16 protein-coding genes and 1 pseudogene are annotated in these 17,773 nt (G+C 67.5%); 6 read left to right on the top strand and 11 right to left on the bottom strand.

All coding sequences use genetic code 11. The features are described from left to right. Positions 1-83 precede the first annotated feature (83 nt). Genes RMCB_RS31350 through RMCB_RS31315 form a run of 8 tightly spaced genes read right to left on the bottom strand, consistent with a single transcriptional unit; the run spans position 84 to position 6,817 of the window. Positions 84-611, bottom strand: a complete 528-nt coding sequence (locus tag RMCB_RS31350) for a hypothetical protein (protein ID WP_062831853.1) — start codon at positions 609-611, stop codon at positions 84-86. 27 nt (positions 612-638) lie between these two features. Further along, positions 639-980: a metal-sulfur cluster assembly factor gene (locus tag RMCB_RS31345; protein WP_029371236.1), complete on the bottom strand. Its 342-nt coding sequence runs from the start codon at positions 978-980 to the stop codon at positions 639-641. Continuing rightward, positions 977-1,435, bottom strand: a complete 459-nt coding sequence (sufU, locus tag RMCB_RS31340; protein WP_062831852.1) for a Fe-S cluster assembly sulfur transfer protein SufU — start codon at positions 1,433-1,435, stop codon at positions 977-979. The genes RMCB_RS31345 and sufU overlap by 4 nt, the downstream gene beginning before the upstream one ends. Continuing rightward, positions 1,432-2,679 carry a cysteine desulfurase gene (locus RMCB_RS31335; protein WP_062831851.1) on the bottom strand — a complete coding sequence of 416 codons (1,248 nt, stop codon included), beginning with the start codon at positions 2,677-2,679 and terminating at the stop codon, positions 1,432-1,434. Before RMCB_RS31335 ends, sufU begins: the two co-directional genes overlap by 4 nt. A 28-nt stretch (positions 2,680-2,707) precedes the next feature. Beyond that, positions 2,708-3,475 carry a Fe-S cluster assembly ATPase SufC gene (gene sufC, locus RMCB_RS31330; RefSeq protein WP_029371230.1) on the bottom strand — a complete coding sequence of 256 codons (768 nt, stop codon included), beginning with the start codon at positions 3,473-3,475 and terminating at the stop codon, positions 2,708-2,710. Beyond that, positions 3,472-4,644, bottom strand: a complete 1,173-nt coding sequence (sufD, locus tag RMCB_RS31325) for a Fe-S cluster assembly protein SufD (RefSeq protein WP_062831850.1) — start codon at positions 4,642-4,644, stop codon at positions 3,472-3,474. The genes sufC and sufD overlap by 4 nt, the downstream gene beginning before the upstream one ends. Then, on the bottom strand, positions 4,644-6,074 hold the full coding sequence (gene sufB, locus RMCB_RS31320) for a Fe-S cluster assembly protein SufB (protein ID WP_029371227.1): 1,431 nt from the start codon (positions 6,072-6,074) through the stop codon (positions 4,644-4,646). Before sufB ends, sufD begins: the two co-directional genes overlap by 1 nt. Further along, on the bottom strand, positions 6,071-6,817 hold the full coding sequence (locus RMCB_RS31315; protein WP_234792310.1) for a helix-turn-helix transcriptional regulator: 747 nt from the start codon (positions 6,815-6,817) through the stop codon (positions 6,071-6,073). The genes sufB and RMCB_RS31315 overlap by 4 nt, the downstream gene beginning before the upstream one ends. A gap of 189 nt (positions 6,818-7,006) precedes the next feature. Between RMCB_RS31315 and mptB the strand changes: the two genes are divergently transcribed. The 4 genes and pseudogenes from mptB to RMCB_RS31295 form a co-directional block, all read left to right on the top strand. Then, a complete protein-coding gene (gene mptB / locus RMCB_RS31310; RefSeq protein ID WP_062831849.1) occupies positions 7,007-8,791 on the top strand; it encodes a polyprenol phosphomannose-dependent alpha 1,6 mannosyltransferase MptB in 1,785 nt (594 codons plus the stop codon). Beyond that, complete coding sequence (locus RMCB_RS31305) at positions 8,788-9,735, top strand: ABC transporter ATP-binding protein (RefSeq protein WP_062831848.1); 948 nt, start codon at positions 8,788-8,790, stop codon at positions 9,733-9,735. The genes mptB and RMCB_RS31305 overlap by 4 nt, the downstream gene beginning before the upstream one ends. A gap of 9 nt (positions 9,736-9,744) precedes the next feature. Then, the gene (locus RMCB_RS31300; RefSeq protein ID WP_084388656.1) at positions 9,745-10,539 is read left to right on the top strand and encodes an ABC transporter permease; all 795 of its coding nucleotides are present in this window, start codon (positions 9,745-9,747) and stop codon (positions 10,537-10,539) included. A gap of 55 nt (positions 10,540-10,594) precedes the next feature. Further along, positions 10,595-11,548: pseudogene (locus RMCB_RS31295) on the top strand (COX15/CtaA family protein); the annotation flags it as partial. On the opposite strand, the gene RMCB_RS31290 reads toward RMCB_RS31295, so the two are convergent. Next, entirely contained in the window at positions 11,501-12,460 is a 960-nt protein-coding gene (locus RMCB_RS31290) for an ATP-grasp domain-containing protein (protein WP_062831846.1), read from the bottom strand. The pseudogene RMCB_RS31295 and the gene RMCB_RS31290 sit on opposite strands and share 48 nt — an antisense overlap. Positions 12,461-12,565: 105 nt before the next feature. On the opposite strand from RMCB_RS31290, the gene RMCB_RS31285 reads away from it, so the two are divergent. Beyond that, entirely contained in the window at positions 12,566-13,540 is a 975-nt protein-coding gene (locus tag RMCB_RS31285) for a quinone oxidoreductase family protein (protein ID WP_029371216.1), read from the top strand. A gap of 12 nt (positions 13,541-13,552) precedes the next feature. On the opposite strand, the gene RMCB_RS31280 is transcribed toward RMCB_RS31285, so the two are convergent. Continuing rightward, positions 13,553-14,488 carry a DUF1254 domain-containing protein gene (locus RMCB_RS31280; RefSeq protein ID WP_062831845.1) on the bottom strand — a complete coding sequence of 312 codons (936 nt, stop codon included), beginning with the start codon at positions 14,486-14,488 and terminating at the stop codon, positions 13,553-13,555. Positions 14,489-14,497: 9 nt separating this feature from the next. Continuing rightward, positions 14,498-15,430 (bottom strand): heme o synthase, encoded by a 933-nt coding sequence (locus RMCB_RS31275; protein WP_062831844.1) that lies wholly within the window; start codon positions 15,428-15,430, stop codon positions 14,498-14,500. A 234-nt stretch (positions 15,431-15,664) separates the two neighbouring features. On the opposite strand from RMCB_RS31275, the gene tkt reads away from it, so the two are divergent. Further along, a complete protein-coding gene (gene tkt, locus RMCB_RS31270) occupies positions 15,665-17,758 on the top strand; it encodes a transketolase (protein WP_062831843.1) in 2,094 nt (697 codons plus the stop codon). Positions 17,759-17,773 lie beyond the last annotated feature (15 nt).

Genomic DNA, 17,773 nt, shown 5'->3' with positions numbered 1-17,773 from the left:
TTCCAAACCTGTGGGCCCGCCATCGGACCCGTCTGGCCGAAAGCTAACGAGGACAGCCGACAAGAACGGCTCAGGATCAGAAGTTATCCACAGGCGCGGTCGACATTGGCGAGCAATTGTTGCCTGCGCTTCGGCCACCAGAACATTTCGACCAGCAAGGCCACGAGATAGATCACCGAGGCCACGGCGTTGCCCCACGAACCGAACACCGCATCCCAGGCCGCGGTGGCCGCCGCGACGACAAGGACCACCGGAAGCAGCCACCTCAGCGGCCGTGTGTCTTCGGCTGCGGCATGCATACCGCTGCGATAGTCGAGCGCAACGGGCATCAGTCGGGGATCGCCGATCCGCTCACCGTTCCGGGCCGCAGTCGCCACCGCAACCCGGTCGGCACCGCCGAGTTGCTTGGCGGCCGGCCAGTACCGCGCCATGCGCCGCGGCATCCATATCCCGAAGAAGATGCCCATGATCACGAACACGGCGACGCCTGCGATCCAGAATCCGGAGTCGAGCAAGGCCAGGACGGCAAGGCACAGCCCGACACTGCCTCCGATGATCGCGGCGCGGTAGAGGAAACCACCTCGCCATACGAAGGCCGGGACCGTCAGCACACCGTCATTGTGACGGGGCCAGGGCGGCTAGACGGTGAAACCGAGAGCCCGCAGTTGTTCGCGACCGTCGTCGGTGATCTTGTCCGGGCCCCACGGCGGATTCCACACCCAGTTGATGCGGAGTTCGTCGACCAGCCCGGCGCCGACGAGCGCGGTCCGCGACTGATCCTCGATCACATCGGTCAGCGGGCACGCCGCCGATGTCAGGGTCATGTCGATCAGTGCCACGGTGCCGGAATCCGCCTTTTCGACGTTCAATCCATACACCAGACCGAGGTCGACGACGTTGATTCCCAGCTCGGGATCGACCACGTCGCGCATGGCCTCTTCGAGATCGGCGAGGAATTCCTCATTGGTGGTGTCGGTCATGCCGTCTCCCTGTGCGAATCGTTGGCCTCGGCAAGCGCGGCCTTGAAAGCTGTCCAACCCAGCAACGCGCATTTCACCCGTGCCGGGTATTTGGCGACCCCGGCGAACGCGATGCCGTCACCGATCACATCCTCGTCCCCCTCGACATTGCCGCGGGAGGAGATCATCTCGGTGAACGCCGCGACCGTGTCGAGGGCATCGCCGACGCTCTGCCCGATCACCTGATCGGTGAGCACCGAAGTGGACGCCTGACTGATCGAGCAGCCCTGCCCGTCATACGAGATATCGGCGATGGTGTCACCGTCGTCGGACAGGGCCACCCGCAGCGTCACCTCGTCCCCGCACGTCGGGTTGACGTGATGCACCTCGGCCGCGAACGGCTCGCGCAGTCCGCGGTGGTGCGGATGTTTGTAGTGGTCCAGGATGACATCCTGGTACATCTGTTCCATTCTCATGCGAAGAACTCCACAGCACGTCTGACCCCTGCCACCAGGCGGTCCACCTCGTCGAGCGTGTTGTACACCGCGAACGAGGCGCGTGCGGTCGCGGCGATGCCGAACCGCCGGTGCAACGGCCACGCGCAGTGATGCCCGACGCGCACGGCGACGCCGTCGTCATCGAGGAACTGACCGACATCGTGGGCATGGATGCCGTCGACGACGAAGCTCACCGGCGACCCACGGTGCTGCATGGTCGTCGGCCCGATCACGCGGATATTGGGTAGCCCCGCCAAGCCTTCCAAGGCGGCGGCCACCAGTTCGGCCTCGTGCGCCTCGACGGCGGGCATCCCGATGGCCGTCAGATACCGTGCGGCAGCGGCCAATCCGACAACCTGGGAGGTCATCGGCGTGCCGGCCTCGAACCGCTGTGGCGCAGGCGCGTAGGTGGTCTTCTCCATCGTGACGGTCTCGATCATCGAACCGCCGGTGATGAAGGGCGGCATCGCGTTCAACAGTTCCGAGCGGCCGTAGAGCACACCGATTCCGGTGGGCCCCAGCATCTTGTGCCCGGAGAACGCGGCGAAGTCGACGTCGAGCGCATGGAAGTCGACAGGCTGGTGCGGCGCCGACTGGCAGGCATCGAGCACCGTCAGGGCCCCGACCGCCTTGGCCCGCGACACCAGTTCGGCCACCGGGGCGATGGCCCCCGTCACATTCGAATGATGGCTGAACGCCACCACTTTCACGCGCTCGTCGAGTTCGAGCGAGTCCAGGTCGATACGGCCGTCATCGGTGACCGAGTACCACTTCAGGGTCGCTCCGGTGCGCTGCGCGAGCTCCTGCCACGGAATCAGGTTGGCGTGGTGCTCCAGTTCGGTCGTGACGATCACGTCGCCCGGGCCGACAGCGCGGTCGAACCGCTTGTCCCCCAGCACATACGCCACCAGGTTGAGGGACTCGGTCGCGTTCTTGGTGAAGACCAGTTCGTCGGGCTCGGCTCCGACGAAGGCCGCGATGTCGGCGCGGCCCTGCTCGTAGGCGTCGGTCGACTCTTCCATCAACTGGTGCGCACCGCGGTGCACGGCCCCGTTGGAGGTGATCAGGAAGTCCCGTTCGGCGTCGAGCACCTGCAACGGCTTCTGCGACGTCGCCCCGGAATCCAGGTAGGCCAACTGGCTCCCACCGCGCATCACCCGAGACAGGATCGGGAAATCCGCACGGATCCGGGTGACGTCCAAGTCGACCGAGGCGGCAGTCATAGTCCTGCTCCTCACGTCCGCGCCATGATCAGGCGCCTACGGCTTGGGTGAAGCGCACGTATCCGTTCTCTTCCAGTTCGTCGGCAAGTTCGGGCCCACCGGATTCCACGATGCGCCCGCCGACGAACACGTGCACGAACTGCGGCTGGATGTAGCGCAGGATCCGGGTGTAGTGGGTGATGAGCAGGATGCCGCCGTGGGTTTCCTCGGCGTAGCGGTTGACGCCCTCGCTGACGACCCGCAGCGCGTCGACGTCGAGGCCCGAATCGGTCTCGTCGAGGATCGCGATCTTGGGCTTGAGCAGGCTCAGCTGCAGGATCTCGTGCCGCTTCTTCTCACCACCCGAGAAGCCCTCGTTGACGCTGCGTTCGCCGAACGCCGGATCGATCTCCAGGTCGCTCATCGCGGACTTGACTTCCTTGACCCAGTGCCGCAGCTTCGGCGCCTCGCCGCGAACGGCGGTCGCTGCGGTGCGCAGGAAGTTCGACATGGACACCCCGGGCACCTCGACCGGGTACTGCATCGCCAAAAACAGACCCGCACGCGCTCTTTCGTCGATGCTCATCTCGAGCACGTCCTGGCCGTCGAGGGTAATCGACCCGGACGTCACGACGTACTTCGGATGCCCCGCGATGGCGTAGGACAGCGTCGACTTACCCGAACCGTTGGGACCCATCACCGCGTGGGTCTCCCCCGATTTCACGGTGAGGTCGACGCCCTTGAGGATGGGGATCTCCTCGGCGGCGTCGGTCGCGGCCACACTGACGTGGAGGTCCTTGATTTCCAGAGTGCTCATGCGTGCGTGATTCCTTCGGTTAGCTCAAGTTCGTGTTCGATGGCTGCGGTGAGGCGCTCCCGGACCGCGGGGACGGAGATCTTCTGGATCAGCTCGCCGAAGAAGCCGCGCACCACCAGGCGACGGGCCTGGTCCTCGGGGATACCGCGGGCCTGCAGGTAGAACAGCTGCTCGTCGTCGAATCTGCCGGTGGCACTTGCGTGCCCGGCGCCGACGATCTCGCCGGTCTCGATCTCCAGGTTGGGCACCGAGTCGGCGCGTGCGCCGTCGGTGAGCACCAGGTTCCGGTTCACCTCGTAGGTGTCGGTGCCGGTGGCTTCGGCGCGGATCAGCACGTCCCCGATCCACACGGTGTGGGTGTCCGGCTTGTCCGACTGCGGATCCCCTTGCAGCGCACCCTTGTACGTGACGTGCGACCGGCAGTTGGGCTGGGCGTGGTCGACGAGCAGCCGCGATTCGAAGTGCTGACCGTCGTCGGCGAAGTACAGGCCGAGCAGTTCGGCGTCGCCGCCCGGCGCGGTGAACCGCACCCGGCCGGTCAGCCGCGCGACGTCGCCACCGAGGGTCACCGCGAAATGCCGCAGTACCGCGTCCTTGCCCAGCGTCGCGTGGTGCGTGCTGACGTGGACGGTGTCGTCGTCCCAGTCGGCGATGGACACGACCTTCAGCTGCGCGGCGTCGCCGACCACGAATTCGACGTTGTCGGCGTAGGTTCCGCCACCGCGGTGGTCGAGCACCACGACCGCCTCGGCGAGCTCGTCCAGCCGCACCTGCAGGTGGCCATAGGCCGTCGAGCCCTCGCCGGGGCCGGTGACGGTGATCTCGATGGGCTCCGCGACCTGGGTGTTGCGCCCCACCGTGACGACCGTGGCGTGACCGAACGACGAGAATGCTTGCGCCGCAACCCGGTCCGCGGGCACACCACCCTGGCCGAGCCGCTCATCGCCACGCTCGACGGTCTCGACGGTGACGCCGGGACGCTCGGAAACCTCGATCAGCGCACTGCCGGTGACCGGTGCGGATCCGTTGTGCAGACCGCGAAGTCGCTTGAGCGGCGTGAACCGCCAGATCTCGTCGCGACCGTGCGGTACCTCGAAGGCATCGACGTCGAAGGACGTGAATATCTCGCCCTTGTTGGTGCCCTCAACAGCTTGAGTAAGCCCTGCCACTAGCCGACCGCGCCTTCCATTTGCAGCTCGATGAGCCGGTTGAGCTCAAGTGCATATTCCATCGGGAGTTCCTTGGCGATGGGCTCGACGAAGCCACGCACCACCATTGCCATTGCCTCGTCCTCGGTCAGACCGCGGCTCATCAGGTAGAACAGCTGGTCCTCGCTGACCTTGGACACCGTGGCCTCGTGGCCCATGGTCACGTCGTCCTCGCGGATGTCGACGTACGGGTAGGTGTCCGAACGGCTGATGGTGTCGACCAGCAGCGCATCGCATTTCACGCTGGAGCGCGATCCGTGCGCACCCTTGTTCACCTGGACCAGGCCGCGGTAGGACGCGCGGCCACCGCCGCGGGCCACCGACTTGGACACGATGTTGGACGACGTGTTGGGCGCCAGGTGCAGCATCTTGGCACCGGTGTCCTGGTGCTGTCCCTCGCCCGCGAACGCCACCGAGAGCACCTCGCCCTTGGCGTGCTCACCGGTCATCCACACCGCCGGGTACTTCATGGTGACCTTGGAGCCGATGTTGCCGTCGATCCACTCCATGGTGGCGCCCGCTTCGGCCCGGGCCCGCTTGGTGACCAGGTTGTAGACGTTGTTCGACCAGTTCTGGATCGTGGTGTAGCGAACCCGCGCACCGGGCTTCACGACGATCTCGACCACCGCCGAGTGCAGCGAATCCGACTTGTAGATCGGCGCGGTGCAGCCCTCGACGTAGTGCACGTAGGAGCCCTCGTCGGCGATGATCAGCGTCCGCTCGAACTGGCCCATGTTCTCGGTGTTGATCCGGAAGTACGCCTGCAGCGGGATGTCGACGTGCACGCCCGGCGGCACGTAGATGAACGATCCGCCCGACCACACCGCGGTGTTCAGCGCGGAGAACTTGTTGTCCCCGGCCGGGATCACGGTGCCGAAGTACTGCTTGAAGATCTCCGGGTGCTCCCGCAGGCCCGAGTCGGTGTCCAGGAAGATGACGCCTTGTGCCTCAAGGTCTTCGCGGATCTGGTGGTAGACGACCTCGGACTCGTACTGCGCCGCCACACCGGCAACGAGCCGCTGCTTCTCCGCCTCCGGGATGCCGAGGCGGTCGTAGGTGTTGCGGATGTCCTCGGGCAGTTCCTCCCAGGACGCGGCCTGCTTCTCGGTGGACCGCACGAAGTACTTGATGTTGTCGAAGTCGATGCCGTCAAGGTTCGAACCCCAGTGCGGCATGGGCTTCTTGTCGAACGTGCGCAGCGCCTTCAGCCGGCTCTCCAGCATCCATTCCGGCTCGTTCTTCTTCGCCGAGATGTCACGCACGACGGCCTCGGACAGGCCGCGTTGCGCACTGGCACCCGCGGCATCGGAATCCGACCAGCCGTAGCCGTACTTCCCCAGCGACGCGATGGCCTCTTCCTGGGTCAGTGGCGTATCGGGCGTGATGGTCATGTCGACGCTCCTTGATTGTTGGTGATGGCGGTTCGGGCGTGGGCCGCGCTCCGAACATCGGACGAATTGTCGGTGTCGAGTGGAACGTGGGTGGTGCAGGCGCAGTCACCGTTGACGATGGTGGCCAGCCGCTGGACATGGGTGCCCAGGATTTCGGCGAACGCCTCGCGCTCGGTCTCGCACAGTTCGGGAAATTCCTCCGCGACGTGCGACACCGGGCAGTGGTGCTGGCAGATCTGCACGCCCCGCACCGGCCCACTCACCGGATTGGTCGTGGTCGCATAGCCGGCCTTGGTCATCGCTGCGGCCACGCGGTCGGCGGTTTCGGCCACATCGCCGGAGCTTGCGCCGACCCCGGCAAGGATGGTGTCGATGCGGCGCCGGGCGAACGTCCGGACCGCGTCCTTGCCACCGATCTCGCGCAGCTGCCGGATGGCGGCGACCGCCAGATCGTCGTAGGTGTGTCCGAGCTTGGCCCGCCCGGCCGACGTCAGCTGGTAACGCTTGGCGGGCCTGCCCCTGCCGTTGTGCTGCCACGGCGCCGCGGCGCTGGCCTGCGCATCACCGGCGTCGATGAGAGCGTCGAGGTGGCGGCGCACCCCTGCAGCCGAGATGCCGAGCCGCTCGCCGATCTGGCCCGCGGTGGTGGGACCCTGGAGTAGCAGCTGGATGATGGCGCGGCGGGTCTGGCCGTCGGACACGGGCACGACGTCAGCGGCGGCCAGACTGTCCGCAGCGGTCACACCGGCAACACCGACAGGGGCCGGCGAACCGACCCCAGCCTTGCGCGCAGCGTCCGAGCGGATTTTCACAACACCATTGTGACGGAATTCGGCCAGCGGTTCTAGCAAGGGTAGCCTTACGTGATTTGGGCCACCCCGGTGTGCGCTCACCGACCCGGACCACTCGATCCCGGCGGTTACTCTGCTCTGATGGCCAGCCGCCTGTCGTCCTTCAGCTCGTCGATCGCCCGGTGGCACGGCGACGAACGTGCGGTCGGCTCCCCACTGAACGATGCCGAGGTCGTGGCACTGCGCCGGACCAGGCTGTTCGGCGCCACCGGGACGGTCCTGATGGCCATCGGGGCGCTGGGCGCAGGTGCCCGCCCCGTGGTGCAGGACCCGACTTTCGGGGTGCGGTTGCTCAACCTGCCGTCCCGCATCCAGACGGTGTCGCTGACCATGACCACCACCGGCGCCGTGATGATGGCGCTCGCCTGGCTGATGCTGGGCAGGTTCGCGCTGGGTCCGCGCCGCATGTCCCGCAGCCAGCTCGACCGCACGCTGCTGCTGTGGGCGCTGCCGCTGCTGATCGCCCCGCCGATGTACAGCAAGGACGTCTACTCCTACCTGGCCCAGAGCGAGATCGCGCTGCTCGGGCTCGACCCGTACCGGGTGGGCCCGGCCACGGGCCTCGGCCTCGACCACGTGTTCACGCTGTCGGTACCCAGCCTGTGGCGTGAGACCCCCGCGCCCTACGGTCCGCTCTTTCTGTGGATCGGTCAGACCATCTCCGGCGTGACCGGCGAGAACATCGTCGCCGCCGTGCTGTGCCACCGCCTGGTCGTGTTGTTCGGCGTCGGCCTCATCGTGTGGGCCACCCCGCGGCTGGCTCACCGCTGCGGCGTCGCGGAAGTCAGCGCGCTGTGGCTGGGCCCCTGCAACCCGCTGCTGTTCATGCATCTCGTCGCGGGCATCCACAACGAGGCGCTGATGCTCGGCCTCATGCTCGCCGGCACCGAATTCGCACTGCGCGGGATCGATTCGAGTCACCCCCTGCTGCCCGCGCACGTGAGGAGCACAAAAGGCCCTGCGCACGTGAGGAGCACAAATGGCCCCGCGCACGTGAGGAGCACAAATGGCCCCGCGCACGTGAGGAGCACAAATCCCCTGGGTCCACTGGCCTGGCCGCGCGGTTCGGCCGAGTGGGCCCGCTGGCGACCGATGGCGATGCTTCTCCTCGGCGCCGTGCTCATCACGATGTCCTCGCAGGTCAAACTGCCGTCCCTGCTAGCGCTCGGGTTCGTCGCGATGGCCCTGGCATGGCGCTGGGGCGGCACCGTGAAGGCGTTCTTCCTCGCGAGCTTTTCGCTGGGCACGGTATCGCTGGTGGTGATGGCGATCATCGGCTGGGCCAGTGGCCTCGGCTTCGGCTGGCTGTTCACCCTCGGCACCGCGAACGTCGTACGGAGCTGGATGTCACCGCCGACGCTGCTCGCCCTGGGCACCGGCCAGGTCGGCATCCTGCTCGGGCTCGGCGACCACACCACCGCGGTTCTCGCGCTCACCCGTGCGATCGGTGTCTCGATCATCGCGGTCGTCGTCACATGGCTGCTGCTCGCGGTGATGCGCGGGCGGTTGCATCCGGTCGGCGGCCTCGGCGTCGCCCTCGGCGCGACCGTCCTGCTGTTCCCGGTGGTGCAGCCGTGGTACCTGCTGTGGGCCATCGTGCCGCTCGCGGCCTGGGCCACCCGGCCCGGCTTCCGCGGCGCCACCATCGTGCTGACGCTCGTCGTCGGCATCTTCGGTCCCACCGCCAACGGCGACCGGTTCGCGCTGTTCCAGATCGTGATGGCGACGCTGGCGAGCACGGTGATCGTCCTGATCCTGATCGGGTTGACCTGGCGCCGGTTGCCCTGGCGCAAGCTGTCCGACACCACCACCAGCCCACCGGCGGCACCGGTCACCACCTCCGACGCCTACGCTGAGTCCCCGTGAACTCGCGTTCCGACGCTTCGCCCACCGAAACACCCGTGCTGCTGCGCGGCGTCACCAAGCAGTACGGCACGACGACAGCGGTATCCGGCCTCGACCTCGAAGTGCACAAGGCCGAGGTGCTGGCCTTGCTCGGCCCCAACGGGGCGGGCAAGACCACCACCGTCGAGATGTGCGAGGGTTTCATCCGGCCCGACGGCGGCACCATCGAGATCCTGGGCCTCGACCCCGTCGGCGACAACGCGCGGCTACGTGAGCGCATCGGCGTGATGCTGCAGGGCGGCGGTGGCTACCCGGCAGCCCGGGCCGGCGAGATGCTCAACCTCGTGGCGTCGTACGCGGCCAACCCGCTCGACCCGGCCTGGCTGATGGACACCCTCGGCCTCACCGAATCCGCCCGCACCACCTACCGGCGGCTCTCCGGCGGTCAGCAGCAGCGGCTGGCGCTGGCATGCGCCGTGGTCGGGCGTCCCGAGCTGGTCTTCCTCGACGAGCCGACGGCAGGCATGGACGCGCACGCACGAATCGTGGTGTGGGAGTTGATCGATGCGCTGCGTCGCGACGGCGTGACGGTGGTGTTGACGACGCATCAGCTGACCGAGGCCGAGGAACTCGCCGACCGCATCGTGATCATCGACCACGGCGTTGCGGTGGCCACCGGCACGCCCGCCGAACTGATGCGCACCGGCGCCGAGAACCAGCTGCGGTTCACCGCGCCCCGCAAGCTCGATCTGTCGCTGCTCGTCGCAGCATTGCCAGAGAACTACAAGGCCAGTGAGACCGCGCCGGGCGAATACCTGGTCGAGGGGTTCATCGATCCGCAGGTGCTGGCGACGGTGACGGGGTGGTGTGCCCGGCTGGACGTGCTGGCCACCGATATGCGGGTGGAGCAGCGCAGCCTGGAGGACGTGTTCCTGGACCTCACCGGACGCGAGCTGCGGGGCTGACGAGACGACATGACGGACAACGAGATGACCACGACGAACCGCTTCGAACCCGGGACGTTCTCCCCCGATCCGCGGCCGGCAGGCGTGCCGACGATGTTGGCCGCGCAGTACGGGCTCGAGCTCAAACTGCTGCTGCGCAACGGCGAGCAGTTGCTGCTGACCATGTTCATCCCCATCACGCTGCTGATCGGCCTGACTCTTCTGCCACTCGGGTCGTTCGGTGAGCATCGCGCCGCGGCGTTCACGCCGCCGATCATGGCGCTGGCCGTGATCTCCACAGCCTTCACCGGGCAGGCCATCGCCGTGGCGTTCGACCGCCGGTACGGCGCGCTCAAACGGCTCGGCGCGACGGCACTACCGGTCTGGGGCATCATCGCGGGCAAGGCGCTGGCCGTGGTCACGGTCGTGTTCCTGCAGGCGATCCTGCTGGGCGCCATCGGTGTCGCTCTGGGCTGGCGCCCGCCGGTCGCCGGTCTGGCGCTGGGTGCGGTGATCATCGCGCTCGGGACCGCCGGGTTCGCGGCGTTGGGCCTGCTGCTCGGCGGCACGCTCAAGGCCGAGATCGTGCTGGCATTGGCGAACCTGTTGTGGTTCGTGTTCGCCGGGTTGGGCGCGCTGACGCTGGAAGGCGGCCTGGTGCCGTCGGCCCTGCGGTGGGCAGCCCGGCTCACCCCGTCGGGGGCCCTCACCGAGGCGCTGACCCGCGCGATGTCGCTGTCGGTGGACTGGTTCGGCATCCTGGTGCTGGTGGCGTGGGGCGGCGTCGCGGCCGTGTGCGCCATGCGCTGGTTCCGCTTCACCTGATGAGCCCGGCGGCCCCTACTACGAGCTGTAGTTCCGGTTCATCTACGATCAGCCCGTGACCGTCGGACGTCTTTTTCTGCGACTGGTCGATCTGCTGCCACTGCCGAGCCTGCGGGTCCAGCGCATCATCGCGTTCCTGGTGATCCTCACCCAGGGCGGCATCGCGGTGACCGGCGCGATCGTGCGGGTGACCGCATCGGGTCTCGGCTGCCCGACCTGGCCGCAGTGCTTCCCCGGCAGTTTCACCCCGGTGCCGCACGCCGAGGTCGCCGTGGTGCATCAGGCCGTCGAATTCGGTAACCGGATGATCACCTTCCTGGTGGTGTTCACCGCGGTGGCAGCCGTGCTCGCCGTCACCCGGGCCCGGCGCCGCCGCGAAGTGCTGATCTACGCCTGGCTCATGCCCGCCTCGACGGTGGTGCAGGCCGTCATCGGCGGCATCACCGTGCGGACCGGCCTGCTGTGGTGGACCGTGGCCATCCACTTGGTGGCCTCGATGACCATGGTGTGGCTGTCGGTGCTGCTGTACGTGAAAGTCGGCCAGCCCGACGACGGCACCCCCACCGTGCTGGTGGCAAGACCCTTGCGGCAGTTGACCGCGCTGAGCGCCGTCATCCTCGCCGCCATCCTGGTGACCGGAACCCTGGTCACCGGCGCGGGCCCGCACGCAGGCGACAAGAGCCTCGACCGCGTGGTGCCACGCCTGCAGGTGGAGATCACCACATTGGTACACGCCCACTCGTCGCTCCTGGTCGCCTATCTGTCGATGATCATCGCGCTCGGGTTCGCCCTCGCCGCAGTGCACGCGGCTCGGCCGATCATGGTCCGACTGGGTGTGCTGCTGGCTCTGGTGTGCGCGCAGGGGCTGGTCGGGACCGTGCAGTTCTATACCGGCGTGCCCGCCGCGCTGGTCGCCGTGCACGTCGCCGGGGCGGTGGCATGTACGGCCGCCACCGCGGCGCTATGGGCGTCGATGCGAGAGCGGACCGAGGCCGAGGCGCTCCAGGGCTGACTCGACCCCCAGCGCGAACTGTCGTTCGGCTTCGGCGCGGTTGCCTGCGCTGAGCTGACGGAAACCCAGCGACGGTTCGACGAGTTCGAGTTCCAGCAGCCGCGGATCGTCGGGCCCACTCCCCGTAGCTGCGGCCCCGCCGATCACGTCCACCCGGGCGTACAGCAGGTCGCGCGCGGCGATGTCGAACATCCGGGTCACGGCCGCGATTGCCAGCCGCCCGACCTCCCAGATCTCGTCGTCAGGCTCGGCCGCTGACAGGCTTTCGGTGGCGTAGGTCCCGGTTTCCTCGAACTCCGGCGCGCTGCCCGCAGCCGGAAGTATAGGCCCCTTGGTGAACGCGTGGGACCCCTCGCCGTTGAGGAAGACCAGGGCCGTCTCCCCGTCGACGATGCGCGGGTCGTAGGGCTGCACCAACACCGCGCGACCTTGCGCGTGCAGTTGGGCCGCGTGTGCGGCGGCCGCGTCGGCGTCGACGAACCGTTGCGCTCCTTGCGAACCCGCCCCGACGGCCGGTTTCACCACGACCTCTCCCGCGGGGATGCGCACGGCTTGGCCGACCGGGAAATGCTGGGTGGGAACCACCGGCACCCCGAGCCGATCGAGGTCGATCAGGTAGTGCTTGTCGATGTTCCACTCGACGAGCGCGGGCGGATTGATCAGGTTGCGCACCGAGCGTGTCCATGACAGATATTCGTCGAGCCGTTCGGGGTAATCCCACGTTGCCCTGAGGACCACCAGATCCGCGTCCAGGGTCGCCGGGTCGTCCCAGGACAGCCACCGCGCGTGCAGGCCCCGGGTGCGCAGCGCGGCGACCAGACCTGCATCGTCACCGTCGCCGTCGGGCAGTGTCGGGCAACCGGCGAACACGATGCGTGGATGGAAGATGTCCGGGCGGGCGAGCTTCACACGATCCTCCGGGGTCGGTGGCGACGGGTTCTCTCAAGGGTGTCATGGGATCCGGCCGGGTGTTGCGGCACACGCGAACGGCCGAGGCTTGGCAGGATGGTCACCATGCACGCGATCGAAGTCGCCGAGACCGGTGGACCCGAGGTCCTCAATTTCATCGAACAGCCCGAGCCCACCCCGGGCCCCGGCGAAATATTGATCAAGGCCGAAGCGATCGGCGTGAATTTCATCGACACCTACTTCCGCTCCGGGCTCTACCCGCGGGAGCTGCCGTTCGTCGTCGGCACCGAGGTGTGCGGCACCGTCGCCGCCGTCGGTGACGATGTGGCGGCACTGGCGGTCGGCGACCGGGTGGTGACCGCAAACGCCACCGGCGCATACGCCGAATACTGTGTCGCGCCAGCCGATTTCAGCGCCTACGTGCCGGACGGCGTGGCACCGGACGCCGTGGCCTCCGCCCTGCTCAAGGGCATGACCGCGCACTACCTCATCAAGTCCACCTATCCGGTGCAACCGTCGGACACCGTGCTGCTGCACGCCGGCGCAGGCGGCGTGGGGCTGATCCTCACGCAGTGGGCCACCAGCATCGGCACCCGGGTGATCACCACGGCGTCCACGCCGCAGAAGGCCGAGCTGTCCCGGCAGGCCGGTGCCGTCGAGGTGCTCGACTACCCCGACGACCCGGCCGAGTTCGCCGAGAAGATCCGCGACCTCACCGGCGGTCTCGGGGTCGCCGCGGTCTACGACGGGGTGGGCAAGTCGACGTTCGACGCGAGCCTGGCCAGTTTGGCCGTGCGTGGCACGCTGGCGCTGTTCGGCGCCGCCAGTGGTCCGGTCCCGCCGGTGGACCCGCAGCGCCTCAACTCGTCGGGTTCGGTGTTCCTGACCCGGCCGACACTGGCGCACTACACTCGCACACCCGACGAATTCTCTTGGCGGGCAGGAGAACTGATCAACGCCATTGCCGACGGGACCATCAACATCACCGTGGGCGGACGCTATCCGCTCGCCGAGGCCGCCCAGGCCCACACCGATCTGCAGGGCCGCAAGACCGTCGGCTCGATCGTCTTGGTGCCCTAGCGCCGGACGCCGTCAGATGGGCTCGGCCACCGGGAACGTCCATGATCCGTCGAGGATCTCCGGACGGGGCCGGTAGAGCCGCACGATGTAGTTCCAGCCGTCGGTGATCGGCAGCAGATTCACAGCGTCCGCACCGCCGAACTGGATGGTGGTCGCACCGTCGGCGCCGGGCACGGCGGTGATGTTGTTCAGCGAGTAGGCGTTCTGGGCGTTGGGCGTGAAGTACCCGTCCCTGTTGTAGACGGTCACCGACCAGAACCCGTCCACCGGGACGTCTTCGACGGTGAGCCGGTGCACGGTGGTGCCGTCATTGGCGGCCGGGAAGACCGACAGGTACAGCGCGTCACGTTCCGGGTTGCCACCCCAGGCGTACGCCGAACCGATCAGGTGCCGCACCGGATCGACGGAGTCTCGTGGTCCGAACGTGGCCTTGCTGTCCGGAAGTGTCGTCGACAACGTGATCAGGGCGTCGCGCACGGTCTTCTGACTCACCGGATCCCATTGCGGCACTTCGAAGCTGCCCGCCTCGGCCTGGCTGATCGAGATCGCGTCCTGCAGGGCGTGCACCGCTTGCACGTCGGCGGGATCGTTCGGGTCGACGAGGGTACGGACCGCCGCTGCGACATACCGGGTGCCGATATCCGCCCGGGTGAGGGTGAGTGACGCCGGGGCGTACACGACCGTCGGAACGTAGTGGTCCTCGGTGATGATCTGCAGGGCCATGAAGCGCCCGGCGCTGTCGGGCAGGGTCAGGGTGACCGGCCCGGCGTCGAGATCGAAAACCCCTGCCGAGTAGAGGGTGTCGCGGTTCTGCCGGATCACCAGTTGGTTGTCGAGCGGACTGAGTTCGCGGATGTGGTGCAGCGCCGCGAAGCCGCCGTCCTTGACGATGTTGCCGAAATAGAGGTCGGATTCCGCGCGGGCGAAATTGTCAGGGGTGACCAGCACCCCCGCAGATTACCGCCCGAACAGCGTCGGCAGTGCCAGAGCCGAATCCACGGCGAGCGCGCAGAACACCACGGCCAGGTAGTTGTTGGACTGCAGGAACAGTCGCAGGGGCTTGACCGGCTCGCCACGCTTCACCCCGGAGTACAGCTGGTGTGCCATCACCAGGAACCACGCCCCCGCCAGCAGCGCGACCGACGCGTAGAGCCAGCCGGTGGCCAGCGCGAGCACCAGCGTGGTCAGCACGGTGAGCCACGTGTAGATCAGGATCTGCTTGGTGACGTGACGTTCGGTGGCGACGGCGGGCAGCATCGGCACGCCGGCCGCCTTGTAGTCGTCCTTGTAGCGCATCGCCAGCGCCCAGGTGTGCGGCGGTGTCCAGAAGAAAATGACCAGAAACATCACCAGCGCGGGCCATTGAACGGTCCCGGTGACCGCCGACCAGCCGATCATCACGGGCATACAGCCTGCCGCCCCGCCCCACACCACGTTCTGCGACGTACGCCGCTTGAGCAGCAGTGTGTAGACGAACACGTAGAACGCGATGGTCACCAGGCCGAGCACGCCCGAGAGCAGGTTGGTGGTCCACCACAGCCACGCGAACGACGCGACCGTCAGGGCGAGCCCGAAGATCAGCGCGTGCCGGGTCGGCACCGACGCCTTCGCCAGCGGCCTGCGGGCGGTACGTTTCATGACCTTGTCGATGTCGGCGTCGGCCACGCAGTTGAGGGTGTTGGCACCCGCCGCCGCCATCATGCCGCCGACCAGCGTGTTGAGGATCAGCAGCGGATCAACGACACCGCGATGCGCCAGCAGCATGGCTGGGATCGCCGTCACCAGCAACAGCTCGATGACACGCGGTTTGGTGAGTGCCAAATACGCCAGGAAAGTGGTGCGTATTCGGCTCGGCGCCCCACCGAGGGAACGGCGCTCGCGAATGCTCACGCAAATAACTCCTCGGGTGACTGCACGCGACTTCTACTACAGACGATGGTAGACCGCATGGCTGAGTGCACCACACCGCAGGGTCCGATTTGCGAACCCCGCCGAGGTGAACGGCGGCGTAATCGTGCCCCAACCAACCGCCCTCGATGACGCGGTGGCACTAGGGTGTTGGATGGGGTTGTGGGCCGGCCGCGCACAGCTCAGCACAAGCAATCAGAACTTAGGAGCGAGGTAGTGACCACCGTCGAAGAGATCTCCGCCCTCACCCGCCCGAACCATCCGGACGACTGGACGGACCTCGATTCGGCCGCGGTCGACACGGTCCGTGTGCTCGCCGCCGACGCGGTACAGAAGGTGGGCAACGGCCATCCCGGTACCGCCATGAGCCTGGCGCCGCTGGCCTACACGCTGTTCCAGCGGCAGATGCGCCACGACCCCAGCGACACCCACTGGATCGGCCGCGACCGGTTCGTGCTGTCCTGCGGACATTCCAGCCTCACGCTCTACATCCAGCTGTACCTCGGCGGGTTCGGCCTGGAGCTGGCCGACATCGAGGCGCTGCGCACCTGGGGTTCGCTGACCCCGGGACACCCCGAGTACCGCCACACCAAGGGCGTGGAGATCACCACGGGTCCGCTGGGACAGGGTTTGGCTTCCGCCGTCGGCATGGCGATGGCCGCCCGCTACGAGCGAGGCCTGTTCGACCCCGACACGGCCCCCGGCGAGAGCCCGTTCGACCACTTCATCTACGTGATCGCCTCGGATGGTGACATCGAAGAGGGCGTCACCAGCGAGGCATCGTCTCTGGCTGGCACCCAAGAGCTGGGCAACCTCATCGTGCTGTGGGACGACAACAAGATCTCCATCGAGCACGACACCCAGATCGCGCTGACCGAGGACACCCCGGCGCGCTACCGGGCCTACGGCTGGCACGTCCAGGAAGTCGAGGGCGGCGAGAACGTCACGGCCATCGAAGAGGCCCTCGAGGCCGCCCGCAAGGTGACCGACAAGCCGTCGTTCATCGCGGTGCGCACCATCATCGGCTACCCCGCCCCCACCAAGATGAACACCGGCGGCGTGCACGGCGCGGCGCTGGGCGCCGACGAGGTCGCGGCCACCAAGAAGGTGCTCGGCTTCGACCCGGACAAGAGCTTCGAGGTGCGCGACGACGTCATCGCCCACACGCGCGAGCTCGTGGCCCGCGGCAAGAAGGCCCACGAGGACTGGCAGGTGTCGTTCGACGCGTGGGCCAAGCGGGAGCCGGAGCGCAAGGCGCTGCTGGACCGCCTGCTGGCCCGCGAACTCCCCGAGGGCTGGGACGCCGACCTGCCGCACTGGGACACCGATTCCAAGCCGGTGGCCACCCGGGCCGCCTCCGGTGCGGTGCTCGCCGCTGTCGGGCCCAAGCTGCCCGAACTCTGGGGTGGTTCGGCTGACCTGGCCGGCAGCAACAACACCACGATCAAGGGCGCCAACTCCTTTGGCCCGCCGTCGCAGTCGACCCACGACTGGACCATGAGCTGGTACGGCCGCACGCTGCACTTCGGCATCCGCGAGCACGCCATGGGCGCCATCCTGTCCGGCATCGTGCTGCACGGCCCGACCCGCGCGTACGGCGGCACGTTCTTGCAGTTCTCGGACTATATGCGGCCCGCCGTTCGGCTGGCCTCCCTGATGGACATCGATCCGATCTACGTGTGGACGCACGATTCGATCGGCCTGGGTGAGGACGGCCCGACTCACCAGCCGATCGAGCACCTGGCGGCCCTGCGGTCCATCCCGAACCTGTCCGTGGTCCGCCCCGGCGACCCGAACGAGACCACGTACGCGTGGAAGACCGTGCTGGAGCGCACCGCGAGCACCGGGCCTGTCGGATTGATCCTGACCCGGCAGGGTATCCCGGTGCTGGAGGGAACCAGCGCCGAAGGTGTGGCCCGCGGTGGCTACGTGCTCGGTGGCGGCAAGCCCGCCGACGACGCCGACGTCGTCATCATCGCGACCGGCTCGGAACTGCAACTCGCGGTCGCAGCGCAGAAGGCGTTGGCCGAGAAGGACATCGTCGCCTACGTGGTGTCGATGCCGTGTGTGGAGTGGTTCGAGAAGCAGCCGCAGGACTACCAGGACTCGGTGCTGCCGCCCAGTGTGTCGGCGCGGGTCGCGGTCGAGGCGGGTGTCGCCCAGCCGTGGCACAAGCTGGTCGGCGATACCGGCCAGATCGTGTCCATCGAGCACTACGGCGCGTCGGCCGACGACAAGACCTTGTTCCGCGAGTTCGGTTTCACGCCAGAGGCTGTGGTTGCCGCTGCGGAACGATCCCTGAACAACTAGTAGAGGAAGCGAATC

The organism is Mycolicibacterium brisbanense, assembly GCF_001570425.1.
Taxonomy (GTDB): Bacteria; Actinomycetota; Actinomycetes; order Mycobacteriales; family Mycobacteriaceae; genus Mycobacterium; species Mycobacterium brisbanense.
The sequence above is the reverse complement of the archived record's forward strand: the minus strand, read 5'-3'. Positions and strand labels throughout refer to the sequence as shown.